This window comes from Citrobacter sp. RHBSTW-00017, assembly GCF_013797615.1.
In the GTDB taxonomy this organism is placed as follows: Bacteria; Pseudomonadota; Gammaproteobacteria; order Enterobacterales; family Enterobacteriaceae; genus Citrobacter; species Citrobacter braakii.
In genome coordinates this window covers 963,370-986,789 of the sequence record NZ_CP056899.1, presented here as the reverse complement: position 1 = coordinate 986,789, position 23,420 = coordinate 963,370, and the positions used below count along the sequence as shown (strand labels likewise).

At 54.2% G+C, this 23,420-nt stretch carries 20 protein-coding genes and 1 other RNA gene; 9 read left to right on the top strand and 12 right to left on the bottom strand.

Features of this window, described 5'->3' with window-relative positions:
* Positions 1 to 218: 218 nt before the first annotated feature.
* Complete coding sequence (gene ygfZ, locus HV037_RS04810; RefSeq protein ID WP_016154350.1) at positions 219 to 1,199, top strand: tRNA-modifying protein YgfZ; 981 nt, start codon at positions 219 to 221, stop codon at positions 1,197 to 1,199.
* Positions 1,200 to 1,278: 79 nt separating this feature from the next.
* Here the strand turns inward: ygfZ and HV037_RS04805 are convergent, their stop codons facing one another.
* On the bottom strand, positions 1,279 to 1,938 hold the full coding sequence (locus HV037_RS04805; RefSeq protein WP_016154351.1) for a hemolysin III family protein: 660 nt from the start codon (positions 1,936 to 1,938) through the stop codon (positions 1,279 to 1,281).
* A 163-nt stretch (positions 1,939 to 2,101) separates the two neighbouring features.
* On the bottom strand, positions 2,102 to 2,413 hold the full coding sequence (gene yqfB / locus HV037_RS04800; protein WP_016154352.1) for a N(4)-acetylcytidine aminohydrolase: 312 nt from the start codon (positions 2,411 to 2,413) through the stop codon (positions 2,102 to 2,104).
* 52 nt (positions 2,414 to 2,465) lie between these two features.
* On the opposite strand from yqfB, the gene HV037_RS04795 reads away from it, so the two are divergent.
* Positions 2,466 to 3,194 (top strand): MurR/RpiR family transcriptional regulator, encoded by a 729-nt coding sequence (locus tag HV037_RS04795; RefSeq protein ID WP_103284472.1) that lies wholly within the window; start codon positions 2,466 to 2,468, stop codon positions 3,192 to 3,194.
* 120 nt (positions 3,195 to 3,314) lie between these two features.
* A complete protein-coding gene (gene bglA / locus HV037_RS04790; protein ID WP_016154353.1) occupies positions 3,315 to 4,748 on the top strand; it encodes a 6-phospho-beta-glucosidase BglA in 1,434 nt (477 codons plus the stop codon).
* Positions 4,749 to 4,842: 94 nt separating this feature from the next.
* On the opposite strand, the gene HV037_RS04785 is transcribed toward bglA, so the two are convergent.
* The 8 genes from HV037_RS04785 to HV037_RS04750 all read right to left on the bottom strand — a co-directional run bounded on the left by HV037_RS04785 (position 4,843) and on the right by HV037_RS04750 (position 15,105).
* Positions 4,843 to 5,586 carry an SDR family oxidoreductase gene (locus HV037_RS04785; protein WP_016154354.1) on the bottom strand — a complete coding sequence of 248 codons (744 nt, stop codon included), beginning with the start codon at positions 5,584 to 5,586 and terminating at the stop codon, positions 4,843 to 4,845.
* A gap of 61 nt (positions 5,587 to 5,647) precedes the next feature.
* Positions 5,648 to 8,521: an aminomethyl-transferring glycine dehydrogenase gene (gcvP, locus tag HV037_RS04780; protein ID WP_103284193.1), complete on the bottom strand. Its 2,874-nt coding sequence runs from the start codon at positions 8,519 to 8,521 to the stop codon at positions 5,648 to 5,650.
* Positions 8,522 to 8,697: 176 nt separating this feature from the next.
* Positions 8,698 to 9,087, bottom strand: coding sequence for a glycine cleavage system protein GcvH (gene gcvH / locus HV037_RS04775; protein ID WP_003026965.1), 390 nt, complete (start codon positions 9,085 to 9,087; stop codon positions 8,698 to 8,700).
* Positions 9,088 to 9,112: 25 nt separating this feature from the next.
* Entirely contained in the window at positions 9,113 to 10,207 is a 1,095-nt protein-coding gene (gene gcvT, locus HV037_RS04770) for a glycine cleavage system aminomethyltransferase GcvT (protein ID WP_103284194.1), read from the bottom strand.
* A 452-nt stretch (positions 10,208 to 10,659) separates the two neighbouring features.
* A complete protein-coding gene (gene ubiI, locus HV037_RS04765; protein ID WP_016154357.1) occupies positions 10,660 to 11,862 on the bottom strand; it encodes an FAD-dependent 2-octaprenylphenol hydroxylase in 1,203 nt (400 codons plus the stop codon).
* Positions 11,863 to 12,001: 139 nt separating this feature from the next.
* On the bottom strand, positions 12,002 to 13,180 hold the full coding sequence (ubiH, locus tag HV037_RS04760; RefSeq protein ID WP_019077635.1) for a 2-octaprenyl-6-methoxyphenyl hydroxylase: 1,179 nt from the start codon (positions 13,178 to 13,180) through the stop codon (positions 12,002 to 12,004).
* Positions 13,177 to 14,502 carry a Xaa-Pro aminopeptidase gene (pepP, locus tag HV037_RS04755; protein ID WP_049041960.1) on the bottom strand — a complete coding sequence of 442 codons (1,326 nt, stop codon included), beginning with the start codon at positions 14,500 to 14,502 and terminating at the stop codon, positions 13,177 to 13,179. The genes ubiH and pepP overlap by 4 nt, the downstream gene beginning before the upstream one ends.
* A gap of 24 nt (positions 14,503 to 14,526) precedes the next feature.
* On the bottom strand, positions 14,527 to 15,105 hold the full coding sequence (locus tag HV037_RS04750) for a YecA family protein (protein WP_016157420.1): 579 nt from the start codon (positions 15,103 to 15,105) through the stop codon (positions 14,527 to 14,529).
* Between the two features lie 167 nt (positions 15,106 to 15,272).
* On the opposite strand from HV037_RS04750, the gene zapA reads away from it, so the two are divergent.
* From zapA to HV037_RS04735, 3 genes are all read left to right on the top strand, one after another.
* Complete coding sequence (gene zapA, locus HV037_RS04745; protein WP_003026980.1) at positions 15,273 to 15,602, top strand: cell division protein ZapA; 330 nt, start codon at positions 15,273 to 15,275, stop codon at positions 15,600 to 15,602.
* Between the two features lie 41 nt (positions 15,603 to 15,643).
* Positions 15,644 to 15,827, top strand: a non-coding RNA gene (gene ssrS, locus HV037_RS04740) — 6S RNA.
* Positions 15,828 to 15,846: 19 nt separating this feature from the next.
* On the top strand, positions 15,847 to 16,443 hold the full coding sequence (locus HV037_RS04735) for a 5-formyltetrahydrofolate cyclo-ligase (protein ID WP_103284195.1): 597 nt from the start codon (positions 15,847 to 15,849) through the stop codon (positions 16,441 to 16,443).
* A gap of 381 nt (positions 16,444 to 16,824) precedes the next feature.
* Here the strand turns inward: HV037_RS04735 and serA are convergent, their stop codons facing one another.
* Both serA and rpiA read right to left on the bottom strand, forming a co-directional pair.
* Positions 16,825 to 18,057 (bottom strand): phosphoglycerate dehydrogenase, encoded by a 1,233-nt coding sequence (serA, locus tag HV037_RS04730; RefSeq protein WP_016154363.1) that lies wholly within the window; start codon positions 18,055 to 18,057, stop codon positions 16,825 to 16,827.
* A gap of 271 nt (positions 18,058 to 18,328) precedes the next feature.
* The gene (gene rpiA, locus HV037_RS04725; RefSeq protein WP_016154364.1) at positions 18,329 to 18,988 is read right to left on the bottom strand and encodes a ribose-5-phosphate isomerase RpiA; all 660 of its coding nucleotides are present in this window, start codon (positions 18,986 to 18,988) and stop codon (positions 18,329 to 18,331) included.
* 170 nt (positions 18,989 to 19,158) lie between these two features.
* Between rpiA and argP the strand changes: the two genes are divergently transcribed.
* The 3 genes from argP to meaB all read left to right on the top strand — a co-directional run bounded on the left by argP (position 19,159) and on the right by meaB (position 23,411).
* Positions 19,159 to 20,052: a DNA-binding transcriptional regulator ArgP gene (gene argP / locus HV037_RS04720; RefSeq protein ID WP_003825477.1), complete on the top strand. Its 894-nt coding sequence runs from the start codon at positions 19,159 to 19,161 to the stop codon at positions 20,050 to 20,052.
* 226 nt (positions 20,053 to 20,278) lie between these two features.
* Positions 20,279 to 22,423, top strand: a complete 2,145-nt coding sequence (gene scpA, locus HV037_RS04715) for a methylmalonyl-CoA mutase (protein ID WP_103284196.1) — start codon at positions 20,279 to 20,281, stop codon at positions 22,421 to 22,423.
* Positions 22,416 to 23,411 (top strand): methylmalonyl Co-A mutase-associated GTPase MeaB, encoded by a 996-nt coding sequence (gene meaB, locus HV037_RS04710; RefSeq protein WP_103284197.1) that lies wholly within the window; start codon positions 22,416 to 22,418, stop codon positions 23,409 to 23,411. Before scpA ends, meaB begins: the two co-directional genes overlap by 8 nt.
* Positions 23,412 to 23,420 lie beyond the last annotated feature (9 nt).

Below are 23,420 nucleotides of genomic sequence, written 5' to 3'. Positions count from 1 at the left end.
TTGTAACGTGTTTTTCCCTCATATTTACGGGAATATCAGCAAACGGAAGCGTGCTCGCTAAATAAAACCACATTAAGTCAAAGGATTCAGCATTTTTGGATGTCTCCTCGCAAAGCTTAATATATGGCACAAATAGCCTGTTTAAACCGCTTGCAATGGGCCATAGCTCTTTTACCATTAGTCATTATCACTGCGTTAAGCAAATCAGGACATTAATTATGGCTTTTATATCTTTTCCTCCTCGCCAGCCTTTCGCGTCAACGCGCTTGCCTCTGACGCTAATGACGCTCGATGAATGGGCGCTCGCCACCATCACCGGTGTCGACAGTGAGAAGTATATTCAGGGTCAGGTCACAGCGGATGTCAGCCAGATGACCGAGCATCAGCACGTGTTGGCAGCACATTGTGACGCCAAAGGTAAAATGTGGAGCAACCTGCGTCTGTTCCGCCAGGGTGACGGTTTTGCATGGCTTGAGCGCCGTAGTCTGCGCGATGCGCAGCTCACCGAACTGAAAAAATATGCGGTCTTCTCGAAGGTGGCGATTGCCCCGGACGACGAGCGCGTACTGCTGGGCGTCGCGGGATTCCAGGCGCGCGCAGCGCTGGCCAATCTCTTTAGCGAATTACCAAACAGCGATAAGCAGGTCATTACTGAAGGTTCTTCCACCATATTGTGGTTCGAACATCCCGCTGAGCGTTTCCTGCTGATCGTTGATGTTGCAACGGCGGAAACCCTGGTCGAGAAGCTGCGCGGTGAAGCGGAGTTAAATAACAGCCAACAGTGGCTGGCGCTGGATATCGAAGCAGGTATTCCGGTGATTGATACTGCCAACAGCGCACAGTTTATTCCGCAAGCCACCAATCTGCAGGCTCTGGGCGGGATCAGCTTTAAAAAAGGCTGCTATACCGGTCAGGAAATGGTTGCTCGCGCAAAATTCCGCGGAGCTAACAAACGTGCCATGTGGACGCTGGCAGGTGCGGCCAGTCGTGTACCGGAAGCAGGTGAAGACCTGGAGCTGAAAATGGGCGAGAACTGGCGTCGTACCGGCACCGTACTCGCCGCGGTGCAACTGGCGGATGGACAGGTACTGGTGCAGGTTGTGATGAATAACGACATGGAAGCCGACAGCGTGTTCCGCGTTCGTGACGACGCGAAAACGCTGCATATCGTACCGCTGCCGTATTCGCTGGAAGAGTAAATCGCCGGGTGGTGACTTTATCTTACCGGGTCGCGCGTTTTAAAGACCCGGTAAGCACAGCACCGCTGGGTAATGATAATTACGCCTGCCCCACGTACAGGTAGATCGCCAGGAAATGGCAAACGCTGCCACCCAGCACAAAGCCGTGCCAGATCGCGTGGTTGTATGGAATGCGCTTACAGACGTAGAAAATAACGCCCAGCGAATACACCACACCACCAACTGCCAGCAACGTCACACCACCCACCGCCAGCTTAACCGCCAGTTGATACACCACAATCAGCGATAGCCAGCCCATCGCCAGGTATGTTACCAGCGACAGAACCTTAAACCGGTGCGCAATGGTCAATTTGAATAAAATACCGAGCAGCGCCAGGCTCCAGATAACAATCATCAGTCCACGTGCCAGCGGCGAATCCAGCCCCACCAGCAGAAATGGCGTGTAGGTCCCGGCAATCAGCAGATAAATCGCGCAGTGGTCGAACTTTTTCAGCCAGACTTTCGCTCTTTGATGGGGGATCGCGTGATATAAAGTTGAGGCAAGGAACAGCAGGATCATACTGCCGCCATACAGGCTATAGCTGGTTATCGCCATGGCGCTGGCGTTGGTATCCACTGCCTGAACCAGCAACAATACCAGTCCGACAATCCCAAACACCAGCCCGATACCGTGACTGATGCTATTGGCTATTTCCTCTGCCAGCGAATATCCCTGCGCAATTAATGGCTTCTGAACCATATTTTACTCCCGAGAAACGAACACTATCGTGATTGCTCCTCTAGCGTAACTGAGAATGGTTCCAGTGAACACCTGTTAGCTAAAATATTTGCCAACTAAATAACAATCCATAAAAATCATGACATTATATTTTAATATTCAGCTAACAGGCGTACCGTTAAAATCAAAGACATTTAAAATCAATCACATAAAATTGTGTTTGATCCGGGTAAATCTCGGCAATCACGTGTTTAAGTTCTTCTAGCGTCATGTTTTCCTGGCGAGCATGTTTCTCCGTCAGCGTATCCAGCGTGACGGTTGAGGTGCCAACAACCTCAATCGTGCAGAAGTACCCCTCATCTTCGAAGCGCCCAACCCGTAGAATGTCACCGGCTTTGAAGTGTGATTCGGACTCGTCACGAATCGTAATGGTTTTGCGTCCGGCCAGAATGTCATCCTGGAAACGCTGAAAAAAAGTGATGTCATTTGGCTGCATGTTATTATTCCCTGTAGATGAAGTCTGATGAGTGAGTTTTGCCATTGTGAGTATGTTCTCCCACGCTGCCATCGCCAGTCTCAACAATCTTGAGATGCTGGTCTACAACTATGTCATCAAAAACCGTGACAAAGTCATGTACATGACCATTCGCGAACTGGCGGATGCCGTGGGCGTTTCCACCACCACCGTACTGCGCTTTTGCCGCAAGCTTAAGTGTGAAGGTTACTCAGAATTTCGCGTACGCTTCAAATTATATTTAGAGCAGAATGAACCGCAACAGGCTAATTTCGGTGCCAGCGAAATTATCAGCTTCTTTAAAGGCGTCAATAACGACGAGTTCGACAAACTACTCGATCAGGCTGTTGATATTATATTATCTTCCGAGCGTATTATATTCGTCGGGGCGGGAACATCCGGAGCCCTGGCAAAATATGGCGCACGTTTTTTCTCAAACGTCGGAAAATTCAGTAACCACATCGATGACCCTTATTTCCCGGTAACTAATGATATGGCCAGAAACGCGCTGGCGATCGTGCTTTCCGTTTCTGGAGAAACCGAAGAGATCCTACGCTTTGCCAGCCAGTTCAGTCTGCATAACTGTAAGGTTCTGTCGGTCACCAGCCATGAACATTCGCGCCTCGCGAAACTTGCCGACTTTAATCTCTCCTGGCACGTTCCACAGACACGCATTGCCGGGGCATACGATATAACCACGCAGATCCCCGTTATTTATATTCTGGAATCACTCGGTCGCAAGCTGGCGAAAAGAATAGCGTAAAAAAACAATATGTTTTTTTGATGTAACAAATCACATTAACGCTATTTTGTTATATCGTGACATTTATCTTTCCTTTGTTAGACTCAAAATCAGATTGTATTAATTTGAGACTGAGCGCAGATGAAAAAACTTACCTTACCAAACGATTTTTTATGGGGCGGCGCGGTTGCGGCGCATCAGGTTGAAGGCGGCTGGAATAAAGGTGGCAAAGGGCCCAGCATTTGCGACGTACTGACCGGGGGGGCACACGGCGTTCCGCGAGAAATCACTCAGGACGTCGTGCCAGGTAAGTACTACCCCAACCACGAAGCCGTCGATTTTTACGGTCATTACAAAGAAGACATTAAGCTGTTTGCCGAGATGGGCTTCAAATGCTTCCGTACGTCAATTGCCTGGACCCGTATCTTCCCCAAAGGGGACGAAACCCAGCCAAACGAAGAAGGGCTAAAATTCTACGACGACATGTTTGATGAACTGCTGAAGTACAATATCGAACCGGTCATCACCCTTTCCCACTTCGAAATGCCGCTACACCTGGTTCAACAGTACGGTAGCTGGACCAATCGTAAAGTCGTCGATTTCTTTGTCCGTTTTGCTGAAGTGGTCTTTGAGCGCTACAAGCACAAGGTCAAATACTGGATGACCTTCAACGAGATCAACAACCAGCGTAACTGGCGTGCACCGCTGTTTGGCTATTGCTGCTCCGGCGTGGTGTATACCGAGCATGAAAACCCGGAAGAGACTATGTACCAGGTGCTGCACCACCAGTTCGTGGCCAGCGCTCTGGCGGTGAAAGCCGCACGTCGCATCAACCCTGAAATGAAAGTCGGCTGCATGCTGGCAATGGTCCCGCTATACCCGTACTCCTGTAAGCCTGAAGATGTGATGTTCGCGCAGGAATCGATGCGTGAACGCTATGTATTCACCGACGTTCAACTGCGCGGCTACTATCCATCTTATGTACTGAACGAGTGGGAGCGCCGCGAATTCAATATTCGAATGGAAGCTGGCGATGAACAAATCCTGCGTGAAGGTACCTGCGACTATCTCGGGTTTAGTTACTACATGACCAACGCGGTAAAAGCGGAAGGTGGTAGCGGCGATGCAATTTCCGGTTTTGAGGGCAGCGTGCCGAACCCGCACGTCAAAGCATCCGACTGGGGCTGGCAGATTGATCCGGTCGGCCTGCGTTACGCCTTATGCGAACTGTACGAGCGTTATCAGAAGCCGTTGTTTATCGTTGAAAACGGATTTGGCGCTTACGACAAAGTGGAAGAAGACGGCAGCATCCACGATGACTACCGCATCGACTATCTGCGCGCCCACGTCGAAGAGATGATGAAAGCGGTAACGTATGACGGCGTAGATCTGATGGGCTACACGCCGTGGGGCTGCATCGACTGCGTCTCGTTCACCACCGGCCAGTACAGCAAACGCTACGGTTTTATCTACGTGAACAAACACGACGACGGCACCGGCGATATGTCGCGTTCGCGTAAGAAAAGTTTTGAGTGGTATAAAGCGGTGATTGCCAGCAACGGCGAGAATCTGTAATTTTTTGCCGGATGGCGCTGCGCTTATTCGGTTTACGGGAACTGAACCTGTAGACCAGAGCAGACATTTACGCCGCCATCCGGCAAGCAACGCATTACTTTCCGCCGGCCAGCTCCAAAAAACTGCCCGTGACGTAAGACGCCTTCTCACTCAGCAGCCAGGTTATCGCCTGCGCGACCTCTTCCGGCTGTCCGCCGCGCTGCATAGGCAACATGGATTTCACGCGATCGACCCTTCCCGGCTCGCCGCCTGACGCATGCATTTCCGTGTAGATAAGACCGGGTCTCACGCAGTTCACGCGTATCCCCTGCGCCGCAACCTCCAGCGCGAGGCCGGTGGTAAGCGTGTCCACCGCACCTTTTGAGGCTGCATAATCAACATATTCGAACGGGGCGCCAAGCCGTGACGCCGCCGAAGAGACATTCACAATCGCCCCGCCCTGACCGCCGTGCTTAAACGACATGCGCTTTACCGCTTCCCGACAACACAGAAAATAGCCGGTAACATTCGTCGCCAGGACGCGATTAATACGCTCAGCGGTTAGGCTTTCCACCGTGCTCTGTTCAAACAAAATCCCGGCATTGTTCACCAGCGCAGTCAGCGGCTCACCCTCGCGGTCAATGGACTCAAACATCGCCCCGACCTGGCTTTCATCGCTGATATCTGCCCGCAGAGCAAACGCCTTTCCTCCCGCAGCGGCGATATTGTTCACCACCTCCGTTGCCGCACGAATATTGTGATGAAAGTTAACGGCGACCGTGTAACCCTCTAGCGCTAACTGCAGCGCGGTTGCCCGACCAATACCGCGACTGCCCCCCGTAACCAGTGCTATAGCCATCACTATTCTCCCCAAAAATAAAGGCGCCGAAGCGCCTTTAAAAGATAGCTGAATCAGTCGATTACTGATAATCGCTCAGCGGCACGCAGGAGCAGAACAGGTTACGGTCACCGTAAACGTCATCAAGGCGTTTCACGGTCGGCCAGTATTTGTTCGCTACGCCCGCCGGGAAGACGGCGATTTCGCGGCTGTAACCGTGATTCCACTCCGCGACCAGCTCATTTTGCGTGTGCGGGGAGTTAACCAGCGGGTTATCTGTAAGCAACCATTCACCGGCTTTCACGCGATCGATCTCAGCGCGGATTGCCAGCATCGCATTGATAAAGCGATCCAGTTCCACTTTGCTTTCCGATTCAGTCGGTTCCACCATCAGCGTACCCGCTACCGGGAACGACATGGTCGGCGCATGGAAACCGTAATCGATCAGACGCTTGGCAATATCCAGTTCGCTGATGCCGGTCTCTTCTTTCAGTGGGCGAATGTCGAGAATACATTCATGTGCCACGCGACCATCGCGACCGGTATACAGCACCGGATAGGCATCTTTCAGACGGCTGGCAATGTAGTTAGCGTTCAGGATCGCCACCTGGCTTGCCTGCTTCAGACCTTCTGCGCCCATCATACGGATGTACATCCAGCTGATCGGCAGAATGGATGCGCTACCGAACGGTGCCGCAGAAACCGCGCCCTGACGGGTGAGCATCCCTTCAATCTGTACTACGCTATGACCCGGTACGAACGGCGCCAGATGCGATTTAACACCGATTGGACCCATACCTGGGCCACCGCCGCCGTGCGGAATGCAGAATGTTTTATGCAGGTTAAGGTGTGAGACATCGGCACCGATAAAGCCCGGTGTGGTAATCCCAACCTGAGCATTCATGTTCGCGCCATCAAGATAAACCTGGCCGCCAAACTGGTGCACAACGTCGCACACTTCACGGATCGTTTCTTCATACACGCCATGAGTAGAGGGATAGGTCACCATGATGCAGGAGAGGTTTTCACCCGCCTGTGCCGCTTTTTCACGCAGATCGCCAAGATCGATGTTGCCGTTCTTATCACAGGCGACAACCACTACCTGCATACCCGCCATCTGTGCGGAGGCCGGGTTGGTACCGTGGGCAGAGGCCGGGATCAGACAGATATCGCGATGGCCTTCGTTACGGCTTTCGTGATAATGGCGAATCGCCAGCAGACCCGCATACTCGCCCTGCGCGCCGGAGTTCGGCTGCATGCAGACTGCGTCATAACCAGTCAGTTTTACCAGCCATTCGGAAAGCTGGCCGATCATCTGGTGATAACCTTCTGCCTGCTCTGGCGGGCAGAACGGATGCAGTTCAGCGAATTCCGGCCAAGTGATAGGGATCATCTCGGCGGCAGCGTTCAGCTTCATGGTGCAAGACCCCAGCGGGATCATTGCCTGGTTCAGGGCCAGATCTTTGCGCTCCAGCGAGTGCATGTAACGCATCATCTCGGTTTCGCTGTGATAGCGATTAAACACCGGATGGCTGAGGATCGCATCGTCGCGCAGCATGCTGTCCTGAATGGAACGGCTGTCGAGCGCCACGTCTTTGTCCAGCGTTTCGATGTTCAGACCGTGGCTGTCTCCCAGCAGAACATTGAACAACTGCACCACGTTTTCACGGGTGGTGGTTTCATCGAGCGTAATACCTACCGCGTTATGGATATCGCTACGCAGGTTGATTTCTGCCGCTTCAGCACGCGCCAGTACCGCAGCCTTATCGGCCACTTCAACACACAAAGTGTCAAAGTAGTGCGCATGACGCAGCTTCAATCCTTTCTGTTGCAGACCGGCTGCCAGAATATCGGTCAGACGATGGATGCGATTAGCGATGCGTTTCAGGCCAACCGGGCCATGATAAACGGCATACAGGCTGGCGATGTTGGCCAGCAGAACCTGCGAGGTACAAATGTTGGAGTTCGCTTTCTCGCGGCGGATATGCTGTTCGCGAGTCTGCATCGCCATGCGCAGGGCGGTATTACCCGCTGCATCTTTGGAGACGCCGATAATACGGCCTGGCATGGAGCGTTTGAATTCATCTTTAGCGGCAAAGAATGCCGCGTGCGGGCCGCCGTAGCCCATCGGTACGCCGAAGCGTTGCGCAGAGCCGAAAACGATATCCGCGCCCTGTTTGCCCGGTGCAGTCAGCAGCACCAGCGCCATAAAGTCGGCAGCGACGCTGACCACTATTTTACGGGATTTCAGCTCAGCCATCAGGGCACTGTAGTCGTGCACTTCACCGGTGGTGCCAACCTGCTGCAACAGCACGCCGAACACATCCTGATGATCCAATGCTTTTGCCGCGTCATCAACAATGACGTCAAAACCAAAAGTTTGCGCGCGAGTACGCACTACGTCCAGCGTTTGCGGATGAACATCAGCCGCCACAAAGAAACGGTTGGCGTTTTTCAGTTTGCTGACGCGTTTGGCCATCGCCATGGCTTCAGCTGCAGCAGTAGCTTCATCCAGCAGAGAAGCGGAAGCCATGTCCAGGCCGGTCAGGTCCAGCGTCACCTGCTGGAAGTTCAGCAATGCTTCCAGACGGCCCTGGGAGACTTCCGGTTGATACGGGGTGTAGGCGGTGTACCAACCCGGGTTTTCCAGCATGTTACGCAGGATAACCGGTGGCAGCTGCACGGCGGTGTAGCCCATGCCAATGTAGGACGTGAAGCGCTTGTTACGCCCGGCGATGGCTTTTAATTCAGCCAGCGCAGCGTATTCGGTCGCCGCCTCGCCCACCTGTGGCGGGGTTGCGAGCTGAATGTCTTTCGGCACAATCTGGCCGATCAGCGCGTTTAACGACTCGGCGCCAACCGCATTCAGCATCTCTTGCTGCTGCGCGGCGTCCGGTCCGATGTGGCGTTCAATGAAAGCGCCGCTATTTTCAAGCTGGCTTAACGTCTGTGTCATGGGCGATGGTTCCTGAAACGTGCAGTGAATCGTAGGTGTCTCTACTTACCTGAATACGCGAAAAATTCGCGTTGCAGGAAGGCGGCGACGCAGCACATCCCCAGGAGCTTACATCAGTAAGTGACTGAGGTGTGCAAGAAAGCCAACACACCTGCAACGTGAAGAATGAAGCGTATTTATTCGTCTTCTAACAAAGCTTCATATGCAGTCGCATCCAGCAGCGATTCAATTTCGCTTTCATCGCTGGCTTTGATTTTGAAGATCCAGCCCCCTGCATACGGCTCGCTGTTGACCAGTTCCGGGGAGTCGCTAAGCGCGTCGTTAACCGCAACAATCTCACCGCCTACTGGCGCATAAATATCGGATGCCGCTTTTACGGATTCCGCAACGGCGCAGTCATCGCCCGCGCTGACGGTTGCGCCAACTTCGGGCAGGTCAACGAAAACCATGTCACCTAACAGCTCCTGAGCATGTTCGGTGATCCCAACGGTGTAAGAGCCGTCAGCTTCTTTGCGCAGCCATTCGTGTTCTTTGCTGTATTTCAGTTCTGCAGGTACGTTGCTCATCAATCAATCTCCAAAAAAGGATGAATTACGCGACGGCTTTGCCGTTACGCACAAAAACAGGTTTAGTCACTTTTACCGGCATTTCGCGGTTACGGATCTGTACGATCGCGTTCTCACCAATACCCGCAGGGACACGCGCCAGCGCGATGCTGTAACCCAGGGTTGGGGAGAATGTCCCGCTGGTGATAATGCCCTCCTGCTGATTGCCGGAAGCATCGGTGAAACGCACCGGCAGTTCATTACGCAGTACGCCTTTCTCGGTCATCACCAGTCCGACCAACTGTTCGTGGCCTTTTTCACGCTGCATTTCCAGCGCTTCCCGACCGATAAAGTCGCGGTCAGTCGGTTCCCACGCGATGGTCCAGCCCATGTTGGCCGCCAGCGGGGAAATGCCTTCGTCCATCTCCTGACCGTACAGGTTCATGCCGGCTTCCAGACGCAGCGTGTCGCGCGCGCCAAGACCGCAAGGTTTGACACCTGCTTGTACCAGCGCACGCCAGAAGTCTGCCGCCTTTTCACTCGGCATAGCAATTTCATAGCCTGCTTCGCCGGTATAACCGGTGGTTGCGATAAACAAATCACCCGCCTGAACGCCGAAGAACGGCTTCATGCCTTCTACCGCCTGACGCTGCTCGTCAGTAAACAATGTGGCTGCTTTTGCCTGCGCGTTTGGGCCCTGCACCGCAATCAGCGACAGATCGTCTCGAACGGTGATGTCGATGGCGTAGGGTTCAGCGTGTTGGGTAATCCAGGAGAGGTCTTTTTCGCGGGTGGCGGAGTTTACAACGAGGCGGAAGAAATCTTCAGTGAAGTAGTAGACAATCAGGTCATCTATCACGCCGCCCGACGCGTTGAGCATACCGGAATAGAGGGCTTTACCCGTCTTCGTTAGTTTCGCGACGTCGTTTGCCAGCAGATAACGCAAGAACTCCCGGGTGCGGCTACCGCGCAGGTCGACGATGGTCATATGTGACACATCAAACATTCCGGCATCGGTGCGAACAGCATGGTGTTCATCAAGCTGAGAACCGTAATGCAGTGGCATCATCCAGCCATGGAAATCTACCATGCGCGCGCCACATAGCGTGTGTTGTTCGTACAAAGGAGTCTGTTGAGCCATCTTTTCCTCGTTGAATAAGCGGGGCTACCAACTCTTTCGCGGTGAAATTTTCGCCACGAAACCCAGCACCGCAGCCGCTCCAGGGGCCACGACGCAAACGTTCTCTTTGTCCTGAACTTACCACCGAAACAGACGCTAAACCATAAGGCAAAATTAACCATCACATTAGCTTATGGCTAAAAACAGCAAAATCACCGGCAGAACAAAACCCCATCCATACGGCAAATAATCAGAATAAAAAATAAATACAAGCTGGAATTAACAGCACCAACCAACATTAAATGTGGAAAAATTGTCAAAAATGGCGTTATGAAAAAAACGTAATATTAAAAAAACTAATGCGAAAAAAGGCGTGGAATTAGATTATTTCAAATGAGAGAAGCACCCCGGCGCGCAGGCCGGGAGTGGAAAGTGTGACAGGTCTCAAACTCTTAAGATTGTCCTTACGGACGCTAGCGTAACCACTCAGGAAGATCGTTCAGTCCCATCGCCTGGCGGATGAGCTGTGGTTTTACGCCTGGCAGGGTATCGGCCAGTTTCAGACCAATATCACGCAGCAGTTTTTTCGCCGGATTCTCGCCTGCAAACAGTTCACGAAAGCCCTGCATACCGGCCAGCATCATCGCTGCGCTGTGCTTACGGCTGCGCTCGTAGCGGCGCAAATAGAGATACTGACCAATATCTTTGCCCTGACGCTGTAGCCGCTTCAGCTCATCGATCAGCTCCGCCGCATCCATAAAGCCAAGGTTAACCCCCTGACCCGCCAGCGGGTGGATGGTATGCGCCGCATCCCCCACCAGCGCCAGACGATGAGCAGCGAACTGACGGGCATAGCGTCCCGTCAGCGGAAACGCCTGACGCTCGCTTTCAAGGCTGCACAGCCCCAGGCGATTATCAAAAGCGATATTCAGCGCCTGATTAAACTCGTCAACGCTTGCCTGCTGCATGCGTTCTGCTTCCTGCGGCGAGAGCGACCAGACGATAGAGCACAGGTGCGGGTCACTGAGCGGCAGGAACGCCAGGATCCCCTCACCGTGAAACGCCTGCCGCGCAACCGCGCCGTGAGCTTCCTGCGTACGGATAGTCGCCACCAGCGCATGATGACGGTAATCCCAGAAAGTGAGCGGAATATCCGCTTTGTTGCGCAGCCAGGAGTTAGCGCCATCGGCGCCGACTACCAGGCGAGCTGTCAGCATTGCGCCATCTTTCAGGGACAGAAATGCCTCATTCTCACCCCAGGCTACCTGCTGTAACTCAGCGGGCGCCATCAGCGTAATGTCCGCTGAACGCTGCGCTTTTTGCCAGAGTGCGTAATGGATCTCTGAGTTTTCAACGATGTGGCCTAAATGGCTGTAGCCCATGCTCTGGTCATCAAACGCAATACGCCCAAAGCTGTCTTTGTCCCAGACTTCCATGCCGTGGTAGCAACAAGCGCGACGGGCAACAATGTCGGACCAGACGCCCAGTCGGCTAAGCAGTTTTTCACTGGCGGCATTAATGGCCGATACGCGAAGCTGGGGAGGTGCATCCGCCGCCAAAGGCTGCGGAACATGTTGTTCTAACACCGCAACGCGCAACCCGCTGCCCTGCAAGCCGCAGGCAACCGCCAGTCCCACCATGCCGCCACCAACAATTGCTACATCAACACTTTGCACTGTTTGCTCCTGAAAATAGGACAATCAAAAACCGTAGGCCGGATAAGGCAAAGCCGCCATCCGACATTACTTCCGCGACATTGCCTGATGGCGCTGCGCTAATCAGGCCTGCTTTTTTAATTCGGCCTACAGGTTATATCTATCGCGCAACCCAACCGAGGGTCCGCTCCGCCAACGCATCGCGCGCAGGCGTGAATAATTCCATCGCCATCAGCCCGACATTACGCCCAACGACCAGCGGGGCCCAGCGATTGGCAAACAAATACACCAAATTGTTGGTCACACCAATCGTCGTTTCGCGATCGCGTTCGCGGCGCTGCTGATAGTGTGCCAGCACCGCATAATCACCGATATCTTCCGCGCAATTTTGCGCCTGCGTCAACGTCTCAGCCAGGCTCATCACGTCGCGCAGACCAAGGTTGAAACCTTGTCCGGCAATGGGATGCAGCGTCTGTGCTGCGTTCCCCACCAGCACAGTACGATGGGTAATGGCTTTTTGCGCCGAGGTTAATGAAAGCGGATAAGCGTTGCGTTTACCGGCCTGGGTAATACGCCCCAACCGCCAGCCAAACGCAGTTTGCAGTTCGCGGCAAAATTGTTCGTCGGACCAGGCCATAATCTCATCCCGCCGCTCCAGCGGATGGCACCATACCAGCGAGCAGCGACCATCAGACATCGGTAGCATTGCCAGCGGACCATATTGTGTGAAACGTTCAAACGCTCGCCCGTCATGCGCAACGGAGGTCGTGACGTTGGCAATCACCGCCAGTTGTTCATAGGGTTGTTGCTGCCAGTCAACGCCGCAGGCGGTAGCCAGCGCGGAACGCGTGCCATCGGCGGCCACCAACAGGCGACCATTGATCATCTCGCCATTTTCCAGCGTAACCTCAACGCGTTCCTGCGTGCGTGACACGCTGGCTACACGGTCGGGGCAGTGCAGCGTGATGCCCGGCGCTTTACGCAGCAGCGCAAACAAACGCAGCCCGACATCGTGCAGTTCTACCACCTGGCCCAACGCCGGAATACGGTATTCCTGCGCATCCAGCGTCACAAATCCGGCATGGCCGCGATCGCTGACGTGAACCGTTTTGATCGCCGTTGCGCAATCGGCAATCGCCTGCCATACGCCAATTCGCGCCAGCTGTTGGCAGGTCCCTGCCGCCAGCGCGATCGCCCGGGCGTCAAACCCCGGATGGCGGTCAGTTTCAGGTTCGCTCGCTTCTATCAGGTGAACAGGCAGAGTCCCGTGGCTGAGCTGAGAAATGGCCAGCGCCAGCGTCGCACCGACCATACCACCACCAACGATAATCACGCTCATTGCAGCCGCGCCGCAGCCATTAAGGCTTCAATGTCATCCGCTTTCTTCACCACGCTGGCGGTCAGGTTCTCATTGCCGTCCTCGGTGATGAGGATGTCATCTTCAATACGAATGCCGATACCACGATAAGCAGGCGGCACATCGGCGTCCGGCGCGATATACAGCCCCGGTTCGACAGTGAGCACCATTCCTGGCTCGAGAGTACGTGAGCGGTCCTGACCATAAACGCCAACGTCGTGCACATCCAGTCCCAGCCAATGGCTAAGACCATGCATAAAGAATGGGCGATGCGCATTTTCGGTAATCAGTTGGTCGATCTCGCCGTGCAAAATGCCAAGCTTCACCAGACCCGTAATCATGATGCGCACCACTTCGCCGGTGACTTCCTGGATGGACGTCCCCGGGCGATACAGGCGCAGGCTGGTCTCTAATGACTCCAGTACGATGTCGTAGATTTCACGCTGAGCAGGGGAAAATTTGCCGTTTACCGGGAAGGTACGTGTAATGTCGCCCGCATAACCTTTGTATTCACACCCGGCGTCAATTAACACCAGATCGCCATCGCGCATTTCACTTTCATTTTCGGTGTAATGGAGAATACAGCCGTTTTCGCCGCTGCCGACAATCGTGTTATAGGATGGGTAACGCGCACCATGGCGAGTAAACTCGTGGTGAATCTCCCCTTCCAACTGGTATTCAAACATTCCCGGACGGCATTTTTCCATCGCGCGGGTATGCGCCAGCGCACTGATCTCTCCAGCACGGCGCATGACCGCAATTTCTTCTGCTGATTTGAACAAGCGCATTTCATGGACCATTGGACGCCAGTCGATGATCGCGGCGGGTGCGTGCAGATTTTGTCTGGAGCCTTTACGCAGTTTATCCAACGCCGTGCACACAATCTCGTCTGCCCAGGCATATTCGCCCTGCGCGTGGTACACCGCGTCCAGGCCATTGAGCAACAGGTGCAGCTGTTGGTTGATTTCACTGAAGGCCAGCGCCCGGTCAACGCCGAGTTTTGCCGGTGCGGCATCCTGGCCCAGACGGCGGCCAAACCAGATCTCAGCCGTCAGATCGCGAACCCGATTAAACAAAACGCTGTGGTTATGAGTGTCATCACTTTTAATCAGCACCAGCACGGCTTCCGGTTCGTTAAAACCGGTGAAGTACCAGAAATCACTGCTTTGGCGGTACGGGTATTCACTGTCCGCGCTGCGCGTCGCTTCAGGCGCGGCAAAAATCAGCGCGGCGCTGCCAGGCTGCATTTGTGCCAGTAAAGCCTGGCGACGACGCTGGAATTCTTGCTGAGATATCTCGCTCATCACACTCTCCTTTGCGTTTCGTTCTTAGTGCAGAGTCGGTTTACGGACTTCCGGCGCGGTCGGCTGCTGACGCGTAAACGTGTCATGACACAGCAAGGCGGCTACGCGCACGTATTCGATAATCTCTTCGAGCGACATTTCCAGCTCTTCCTGATCTTCGTCTTCGTCATATCCCAACTGAGCGATATTGCGCAGGTCGTCAATCGCTTCACCGGTTTCACCGGTCACTTTGTCGAGCTTTGGCTGCGTAACGCCAAGGCCCAGCAAAAAGTGGTTTACCCACCCCGCCAGCGCATCGGCACGATCAAACACGCTAACGTCGTCGCCTTCAGGCAGATAAAGCTGAAAAAGGAAGCCGTCGTCCTCGAGGGCATCGCTGGTGGCAGAGTGCATTTTCATCAGTGCCTGAGCCAGCTCGTGACCGAAGGCCAAACCTTCGTTCGTCAGGTCGTGCAGCAGCGGCTGCCATGAGCTGTCGTTGTTGCCGCCGCAAATCATCCCGCTGATCAAGCCGTGCATTTCGGCCGGGGTTAATCCAGCCCCTTGTTGGTTCAAAAACTGGCTAACGTCGTTGTAGCCAGGCATTTCGTTCTGTATAGACATAAGCATTCGTCATCAAAGGGAGGAATATTCATGGTATGCTACCACTTTGGACCCTGGTGGACCAGAAAAGGGCTTGTATCTTGATACCAGGGTAGCTATAGTGTCGCCCCTTCGCGGACCCAAGGTCTGGAGACGAAGGCAGCGCAGTCAATCAGCAGGAAGGTGGCATGTCTGCACAACCCGTCGATATCCAAATATTTGGCCGTTCACTGCGAGTGAATTGCCCGCCTGAACAAAGGGATGCGTTGAATCAGGCTGCGGACGATCTTAATCAGCGATTGCAAGATCTGAAAGTTCGCACTAGAGTCACAAATACTGAGCAGTTGGTTTTCATCGCCGCGTTGAACATCAGCTATGAATTAACTCAGGAAAAAGCGAAGACGCGTGAGTACGCGGCGAGCATGGAACAACGTATTCGGATGCTACAACAGACCATCGAACAGGCGTTGCTTGATCAGGGTCGCATAACCGAAAAAACGGGCCAAAACTTTGAATAACACTTTTCGGTTTACTGTGGTAGAGTGACCGTGAAGACAAAATTTCTCTGAGATGTTTGCAAGCGGGCCAGTCCCCTGAGCCGATATTTCATACCACAAGAATGTGGCGCTCCATGGTTGGTGAGCATGCTCGGCCCGTCCGAGAAGCCTTAAAACTGTGACGACGCATTCACCTTGAACCAAGGGTTCAAGGGTTACAGCCTGCGGCGGCATCTCGGAGATTCCCTTCTACCTGGCAACAGCCATGACACTACTTTCTGAACTCTCTTTATCCCGGCAAGAAATTCGTCAACTGATTCGACAGCGTCGTCGCGCGTTGACCTCTGAACAGCAACGACAATACGGTCAGCAAGCCGCGACCCGAATGCTCAGTTTTCCCCCTGTTGTACTCGCGCATACTGTGGCGGTATTTCTCTCGTTCGATGGCGAACTCGATACCCAGCCGCTGATAGATCAACTGTGGCGAGCGGGCAAGCGCGTTTACCTTCCGGTTCTTCATCCCTTCAGTCCCGGTAATTTACTGTTCCTGCACTATCATCCGCGCAGCGACCTGGTGACCAATCGCTTAAAGATCCAGGAACCACGGCTTGATGTACGCGACGTATTGCCACTGTCAAAGCTGGACGTACTGATTACGCCGTTAGTGGCATTTGATGAGGACGGGCAACGCCTGGGCATGGGCGGTGGATTTTACGACCGCACGCTACAAAACTGGCAGCAGCATAAGATCCAACCCGTGGGCTACGCGCATGACTGCCAGGTAGTAGAAAAATTGCCGGTTGAAGAGTGGGATATCCCGCTGCCAGCGGTGGTGACGCCGTCCAAAATCTGGGAGTGGTAGCCGTTTTTTGCCGATTGACAGCGCCGTTTTTTTGACCTAAATTCCTCGGTGAAGGGTGAGGGAGGCGAACCTCCCTCCTGCGTACTCTCTGTTAATATGCTGGCCAAGCGATGATTAACAGGATCAGCAGCATGATGACGTATCTCATCATCGTCCCTTTCCTTTTTAGAGCCCCTGCTTCGGTAGGGGCTTTCCCGTTTCAGCGCTATGCTGCGCCCCTATCGTAAATTCCTTTTATTGCTGTACAACACGCAACGCTGCCTTTAGTTGCCAACTGCGGCAAAGCTCGAAAACAGAATGTATGCGTTACAGAAAGAGATTTTGAGGCAGGGAAATCAGAGGAAAGATGGGCAGGTCAACCGCCTGCCCATGTAGAGGAAATCAGTACAGCAGACGAGCGCGAATGGTTCCCGGAAGGGCTTTCATCGCCAGCAGCGCTTTCTCCGCCACATCTTCATCCGCTTCAATATCGATAACCACATAACCTACCTGCGCGGAAGTTTGCAGATACTGCGCGGCAATGTTGACGCCCTGCTCGGCAAAAATCTGGTTCAGTGCAGTCAGTACGCCCGGACGGTTTTCGTGAATGTGCATCAGACGACGACCACCGTGCAGCGGCAGCGAAACTTCCGGGAAGTTTACCGCAGACAGCGTAGAGCCGTTGTCGGAATACTTGGTCAGTTTCCCAGCCACTTCCAGACCGATGTTTTCCTGCGCTTCCAGCGTTGAACCACCAATGTGCGGCGTCAGGATCACGTTATCGAAATCACACAGCGGCGAAGTGAAAGGATCGCTGTTAGTTGCCGGCTCGGTTGGGAATACGTCGATTGCAGCCCCCGCCAGATGTTTAGTCGCTAATGCGTCGCACAACGCAGGAATATCAACAACCGTACCGCGTGCGGCGTTAATCAGCAGCGCCCCCGGCTTCATCAGCGAAATTTCACGCGCGCCCATCAGGTTTTTGGTGGAGGCATTTTCCGGTACGTGCAGACTCACCACGTCGCTCATATTGAGCAGGTCGGAAAGATGCTGTACCTGCGTGGCATTGCCAAGCGGGAGTTTATTTTCAATATCATAGAAAAAGACATGCATCCCGAGCGATTCCGCCAGAATGCCCAACTGAGTACCAATGTGGCCGTAGCCGATGATCCCCAGTTTTTTCCCACGCGCTTCAAAAGAGCCGGTAGCCAGTTTATTCCACACGCCGCGGTGCGCTTTGGCGTTCGCTTCGGGTACGCCACGTAGCAGTAGCAGCAGTTCGCCAATCACCAGCTCAGCAACGGAACGAGTGTTAGAGAATGGTGCGTTAAACACAGGGATCCCGCGCTTTGCCGCTGCACTTAGATCAACCTGGTTGGTGCCAATGCAGAAGCAGCCAATCGCGACCAGTTTCTCTGCGGCGTCAATCACATCTTCAGTCAGATGGGTACGGGATCGCAGGCCAATGAAGTGGGCATCACGGATGGACTCTTTCAGTTGTTCAGTGTCCAGAGCACCTTTGTGAAACTCGATGTTGGTATAACCTGCTGCACGAAGGCTTTCGAGTGCTTTTTGGTGCACGCCTTCAACCAGCAGAAATTTAATCTTATCTTTCTCCAGTGATACCTTTGCCATTTCCCCGACCCTGTCTTTTTTTGTTCAAACTGATGTGTTGTGTGTGGGATTTTCATCCGTCTCTTCAACATATCAAAAAATAATATTGCGGCAATATGAACGTTTGCGTCGCCGTGCTGAAGAAATGTCATTCAACGGGAAATGTCAGAGGAAAATACTGGCGATAACTTTTTCTTTGGAGAGATCGGCAGGACAATATTATAAACGTGACACAAGTCACCAAATTTGCCCTGCCAAAATTTTTTTAACGGGAGAAGACGCTCCCGTCAGATCATTTTACGATAGTTTTCACGCCGTCAGGCGTACCGATCAGCGCGACATCCGCGCCACGGTTGGCAAACAGGCCGACGGTTACCACACCTGGAATCGCATTGATGGCATTTTCCAGCGCGATGGCGTCGAGGATCTCCAGACCGTGCACATCGAGGATCACGTTGCCGTTGTCCGTCACGACGCCCTGACGGTATTCAGGACGACCGCCCAGCTTCACCAACTGGCGAGCCACAGCGCTGCGCGCCATTGGGATCACTTCGACCGGCAGCGGGAAGTTGCCGAGAATATCGACTTCTTTAGACGCATCCGCGATGCAAATAAATTTCTTCGCCACGGAAGCAATGATTTTTTCACGGGTCAACGCTGCGCCGCCGCCCTTGATCATCTGCATGTGACCGTTGATTTCATCCGCGCCGTCAACGTATACGCCGAGGCTATCCACTTCGTTAAGATCGAACACGTGGATGCCAAGGCTTTTGAGTTTTTCAGTCGATGCGTCCGAACTGGATACCGCACCTTCAATCTGACCTTTCATTGTGCCCAGCGCATCAATAAAGTGTGCGGCTGTTGAACCTGTACCTACGCCCACAATGGTGCCGGGCTGTACATACTGAAGTGCCGCCCATCCTACTGCTTTTTTCAGTTCATCCTGCGTCATGATCGTTTCGCCTGTGGTGTGAATATGGTGGGAAAATTCACGCGCATTATAGAACATTGTGCAGAAAAATGTCCCCACACCCGCTCGCAAGCGGCGGATTTCGTCTTTACCCAATCAAAAATTGTGTCATAGTGCAGAACAAGCAAAAATTTCAGGAGTGCGTCAAAGCAATGAAACGTCCGGACTACAGAACACTACAAGCACTGGATGCGGTTATTCGTGAACGAGGATTTGAGCGCGCGGCGCAAAAGCTGTGCATCACGCAATCCGCGGTTTCACAGCGCATAAAACAGCTTGAGAATATGTTCGGACAACCGCTGCTGGTGCGTACCGTACCGCCGCGCCCAACGGAACAGGGACAGAAACTACTGGCGCTTCTGCGCCAGGTTGAACTGCTGGAAGACGAGTGGCTGGGCGATGAACAAACCGGCTCGACGCCGCTTCTGCTTTCGCTGGCGGTGAACGCCGACAGTCTGGCGACCTGGTTACTTCCGGCGCTGGCCCCGGTACTGGCTAATTCACCGATTCGACTGAACCTGCAGGTTGAAGATGAAACCCGAACCCAGGAACGTCTGCGTCGTGGTGAAGTAGTCGGTGCGGTGAGTATTCAACATCAGGCGCTGCCAAGCTGTCTGGTGGATAAACTGGGCGCGCTGGACTACCTGTTTGTTGGCTCTAAACCTTTCGCCGAGCGTTATTTCCCAAACGGCGTCACCCGTTCCGCCCTGCTGAAAGCCCCGGCGGTCGCGTTTGACCATCTTGATGATATGCACCAGGCGTTCTTGCAACAAAACTTCGACCTGCCGCCGGGCAGCGTACCGTGCCATATCGTTAACTCGTCTGAAGCCTTCGTCCAGTTGGCCCGTCAGGGAACAACCTGTTGCATGATCCCACACTTACAGATTGAGAAAGAGCTGGAAAGCGGTGAGCTTATCGACTTAACGCCAGGCCTGTTCCAGCGTCGGATGCTGTACTGGCACCGCTTTGCACCAGAAAGCCGCATGATGCGCAACGTCACCGACGCGCTGCTGGCCTATGGCCACAACGTACTGCGTCAGGATTAATTCCTCGAACAGAGGCCGGATAGCGGCGTAAAGCCTCATCCGGCCTGCAAGCCTTGCCCCTCATTTCATGCTATTCCCGCCACGTCTTTGAAATACATCACAAAATAAAACACGCCACACGGCAAAAAACGACGTCCTGTTGGCTATTTTTTGCTGGCGACAAGCCAAATGAAAAAGCACACCGTATTCGCAAAGATTCAACTTATTGCGTAATACGGAGCAAAAAATGGCAAACGTGCAGGAGTGGCAAACACTCGCCAATAAAGAACTCAGTCGACGGGAAAAAACCGTTGAGTCGCTGGAAAGACAGACGGCGGAAGGGATTGCCATCAAGCCGCTGTACACCGAAGCGGATCTCGATAATCTGGAAGTCACGGGCACCCTGCCCGGTCTGCCGCCTTACGTGCGTGGCCCGCGCGCCACTATGTATACCGCGCAGCCGTGGACGATTCGCCAATACGCCGGTTTCTCTACCGCCAAAGAGTCCAACGCCTTTTACCGCCGTAACCTCGCCGCTGGGCAAAAAGGGCTTTCCGTCGCCTTTGACCTTGCCACTCATCGTGGCTATGACTCAGACAACCCGCGCGTAGCGGGCGACGTCGGCAAAGCCGGCGTGGCGATCGATACCGTCGAAGATATGAAGGTGCTGTTCGACCAGATCCCGCTGGATAAGATGTCGGTATCGATGACCATGAACGGCGCGGTGCTGCCGGTACTGGCGTTTTATATCGTCGCGGCGCAGGAGCAAGGCGTGACGCCGGAACAGCTCACAGGGACCATTCAGAACGATATTCTGAAAGAGTACTTGTGCCGCAACACCTACATTTATCCGCCAAAACCCTCCATGCGCATTATCGCCGACATCATCGCCTGGTGCTCAGGCAACATGCCGCGCTTTAACACCATCAGCATCAGCGGCTATCACATGGGTGAAGCCGGGGCAAACTGCGTACAGCAGGTGGCGTTTACGCTGGCAGACGGTATTGAATACATCAAGGCCGCGCTTTCCGCCGGACTGAAAATTGATGACTTCGCCCCGCGCCTGTCATTCTTCTTCGGCATCGGCATGGATCTGTTTATGAACGTCGCCATGCTGCGCGCTGCACGGTATCTGTGGAGCGAAGCGGTCAGCAGTTTTGGCGCGACCAACCCGAAATCTCTCGCTCTGCGTACCCACTGCCAGACCTCAGGCTGGAGCCTGACCGAGCAGGACCCGTACAACAACGTGGTACGAACCACCATTGAGGCGCTCGGCGCTACGCTTGGCGGCACCCAGTCTCTGCATACCAACGCTTTTGATGAAGCGCTCGGTCTGCCCACCGATTTCTCCGCCCGTATTGCGCGTAATACGCAGATCATCATTCAGGAAGAATCAGAGATCTGCCGCACCGTCGATCCGCTGGCCGGATCGTATTACGTCGAATCACTCACCGATCAAATCGTGAAGCAGGCGCGCACGATCATCAAGCAGATTGATGAGGCAGGCGGCATGGCGAAGGCGATTGAAGCCGGACTTCCTAAACGGATGATCGAAGAAGCGTCCGCGCGCGAACAGTCGCTGATCGACCAGGGTAAGCGCGTTATCGTCGGGGTGAACAAATACAAGCTGGATAAAGAAGACGACACGTCGGTGCTGGAGATCGACAACGTGAAGGTGCGCAACGAGCAGATTGCCTCACTGCAGCATATCCGCGCCACCCGCGACAATGATGCGGTTAAAGCCGCGCTATCCGCGCTGACCCACGCCGCGCAACAGAATGAAAATCTGCTGGCAGCCGCCGTCAACGCCGCCCGCGTTCGCGCCACGCTCGGCGAAATCTCCGATGCGCTCGAGGCCGCCTTTGACCGTTATCTGGTTCCCAGCCAGTGTGTTACTGGGGTGATTGCGCAAAGCTATCACCAGTCCGACAAATCCGCCGATGAGTTCGATGCCATTGTTGCGCAAACTGAACAGTTCCTCGCAGAAAATGGCCGCCGCCCGCGTATTCTGATCGCCAAGATGGGTCAGGACGGCCACGATCGCGGCGCAAAAGTGATCGCCAGCGCCTACTCCGATCTCGGCTTCGATGTCGATCTCAGCCCGATGTTCTCCACACCGGAGGAAATTGCCCGTCTGGCGGTAGAAAACGATGTGCATGTCATTGGCGCATCATCGCTGGCGGCAGGTCATAAGACATTGATCCCGGAGCTGGTCACCGCGCTCAAAGGCTGGGGACGCGAAGACATTTGCGTCGTCGCCGGCGGGGTTATTCCGCCACAGGATTACGCTTTTCTACACGAACATGGCGTGGCTGCCATTTATGGCCCAGGCACGCCAATGCTCGACTGCGTCCGCGATGTGTTAACCCGTATCAGTCAGCATCATGATTAACGCCGCCACGCTTGAGGATACCGTCCGCCGCTTGCGACTCGGTGAACGGGCTACGCTCGCCCAGGCGATGACGCTGGTCGAAAGCAATCACCCGCGCCACCAGCCGCTGAGTACGCAATTGCTGGACGCGATTATGCCGTTCACCGGTAACGCCCTGCGTCTGGGGATCACCGGCACGCCGGGCGCGGGTAAAAGCACCTTTCTGGAAGCATTCGGCATGCTGTTAATTCGCCGCGGGTTACGGGTAGCGGTGATCGCCGTCGATCCCAGCAGCCCGGTCAGCGGCGGCAGCATTCTGGGTGATAAAACCCGCATGACGGAACTGGCTCGCGCAGAATCTGCGTTTATACGTCCGGTTCCTTCCAGCGGTCATTTAGGCGGCGCCAGCCAGCGCGCCCGCGAATTAATGCTGCTGTGCGAGGCGGCTGGCTTCAACGTGGTGATTGTGGAAACCGTCGGCGTTGGGCAGTCAGAAACCGAAGTCGCAGGCATGGTGGATTGCTTTCTCTCACTGCAAATCGCCGGCGGTGGCGACGATTTGCAGGGCATCAAAAAAGGCCTGATGGAGATGGCGGATCTGGTCGTCATCAACAAGGACGACGGTGATAACCGTACCAGCGTTGCCATCGCCCGCCATATGTACGAATCCGCCCTGCATATCCTGCGCCGCAAATATGACGAGTGGCAGCCGCAGGTTCTGACCTGTAGCGCCCTGGAAAAACGCGGCATTGAGGAGGTTTGGCAGGCGATAACCGACTTTAAAACGTGCCTTACCGCCAGCGGTCGCCTGGAAAAAGCCCGCCAGCAGCAGGCGGTGGAATGGCTACACAATCAGGCTGAAGAAGAAGCCTTGCATCTGCTGTTTGCCCGGGCTGATTTCGACCAGTATTTCCAGCAGACGCTGCTGGCCGTCAAAAACAATGATCTTTCGCCGCGCACCGGCCTGCGGCACATCAGCGAATTTATTCAGCATCATTACTTTCAATAAAGAGAACAT

Bases quoted from the DNA above. Each gene is read 5' to 3' on its own strand.
- ygfZ (WP_016154350.1), top strand. From the start codon at position 219: ATGGCTTTTATATCTTTTCCTCCTCGCCAGCCTTTCGCGTCAACGCGC.
- HV037_RS04805 (WP_016154351.1), bottom strand. From the start codon at position 1,938: ATGGTTCAGAAGCCATTAATTGCGCAGGGATATTCGCTGGCAGAGGAA.
- yqfB (WP_016154352.1), bottom strand. From the start codon at position 2,413: ATGCAGCCAAATGACATCACTTTTTTTCAGCGTTTCCAGGATGACATT.
- HV037_RS04795 (WP_103284472.1), top strand. From the start codon at position 2,466: ATGTTCTCCCACGCTGCCATCGCCAGTCTCAACAATCTTGAGATGCTG.
- bglA (WP_016154353.1), top strand. From the start codon at position 3,315: ATGAAAAAACTTACCTTACCAAACGATTTTTTATGGGGCGGCGCGGTT.
- HV037_RS04785 (WP_016154354.1), bottom strand. From the start codon at position 5,586: ATGGCTATAGCACTGGTTACGGGGGGCAGTCGCGGTATTGGTCGGGCA.
- gcvP (WP_103284193.1), bottom strand. From the start codon at position 8,521: ATGACACAGACGTTAAGCCAGCTTGAAAATAGCGGCGCTTTCATTGAA.
- gcvH (WP_003026965.1), bottom strand. From the start codon at position 9,087: ATGAGCAACGTACCTGCAGAACTGAAATACAGCAAAGAACACGAATGG.
- gcvT (WP_103284194.1), bottom strand. From the start codon at position 10,207: ATGGCTCAACAGACTCCTTTGTACGAACAACACACGCTATGTGGCGCG.
- ubiH (WP_019077635.1), bottom strand. From the start codon at position 13,180: ATGAGCGTGATTATCGTTGGTGGTGGTATGGTCGGTGCGACGCTGGCG.
- pepP (WP_049041960.1), bottom strand. From the start codon at position 14,502: ATGAGCGAGATATCTCAGCAAGAATTCCAGCGTCGTCGCCAGGCTTTA.
- HV037_RS04750 (WP_016157420.1), bottom strand. From the start codon at position 15,105: ATGTCTATACAGAACGAAATGCCTGGCTACAACGACGTTAGCCAGTTT.
- zapA (WP_003026980.1), top strand. From the start codon at position 15,273: ATGTCTGCACAACCCGTCGATATCCAAATATTTGGCCGTTCACTGCGA.
- HV037_RS04735 (WP_103284195.1), top strand. From the start codon at position 15,847: ATGACACTACTTTCTGAACTCTCTTTATCCCGGCAAGAAATTCGTCAA.
- serA (WP_016154363.1), bottom strand. From the start codon at position 18,057: ATGGCAAAGGTATCACTGGAGAAAGATAAGATTAAATTTCTGCTGGTT.
- rpiA (WP_016154364.1), bottom strand. From the start codon at position 18,988: ATGACGCAGGATGAACTGAAAAAAGCAGTAGGATGGGCGGCACTTCAG.
- argP (WP_003825477.1), top strand. From the start codon at position 19,159: ATGAAACGTCCGGACTACAGAACACTACAAGCACTGGATGCGGTTATT.
- scpA (WP_103284196.1), top strand. From the start codon at position 20,279: ATGGCAAACGTGCAGGAGTGGCAAACACTCGCCAATAAAGAACTCAGT.
- meaB (WP_103284197.1), top strand. From the start codon at position 22,416: ATGATTAACGCCGCCACGCTTGAGGATACCGTCCGCCGCTTGCGACTC.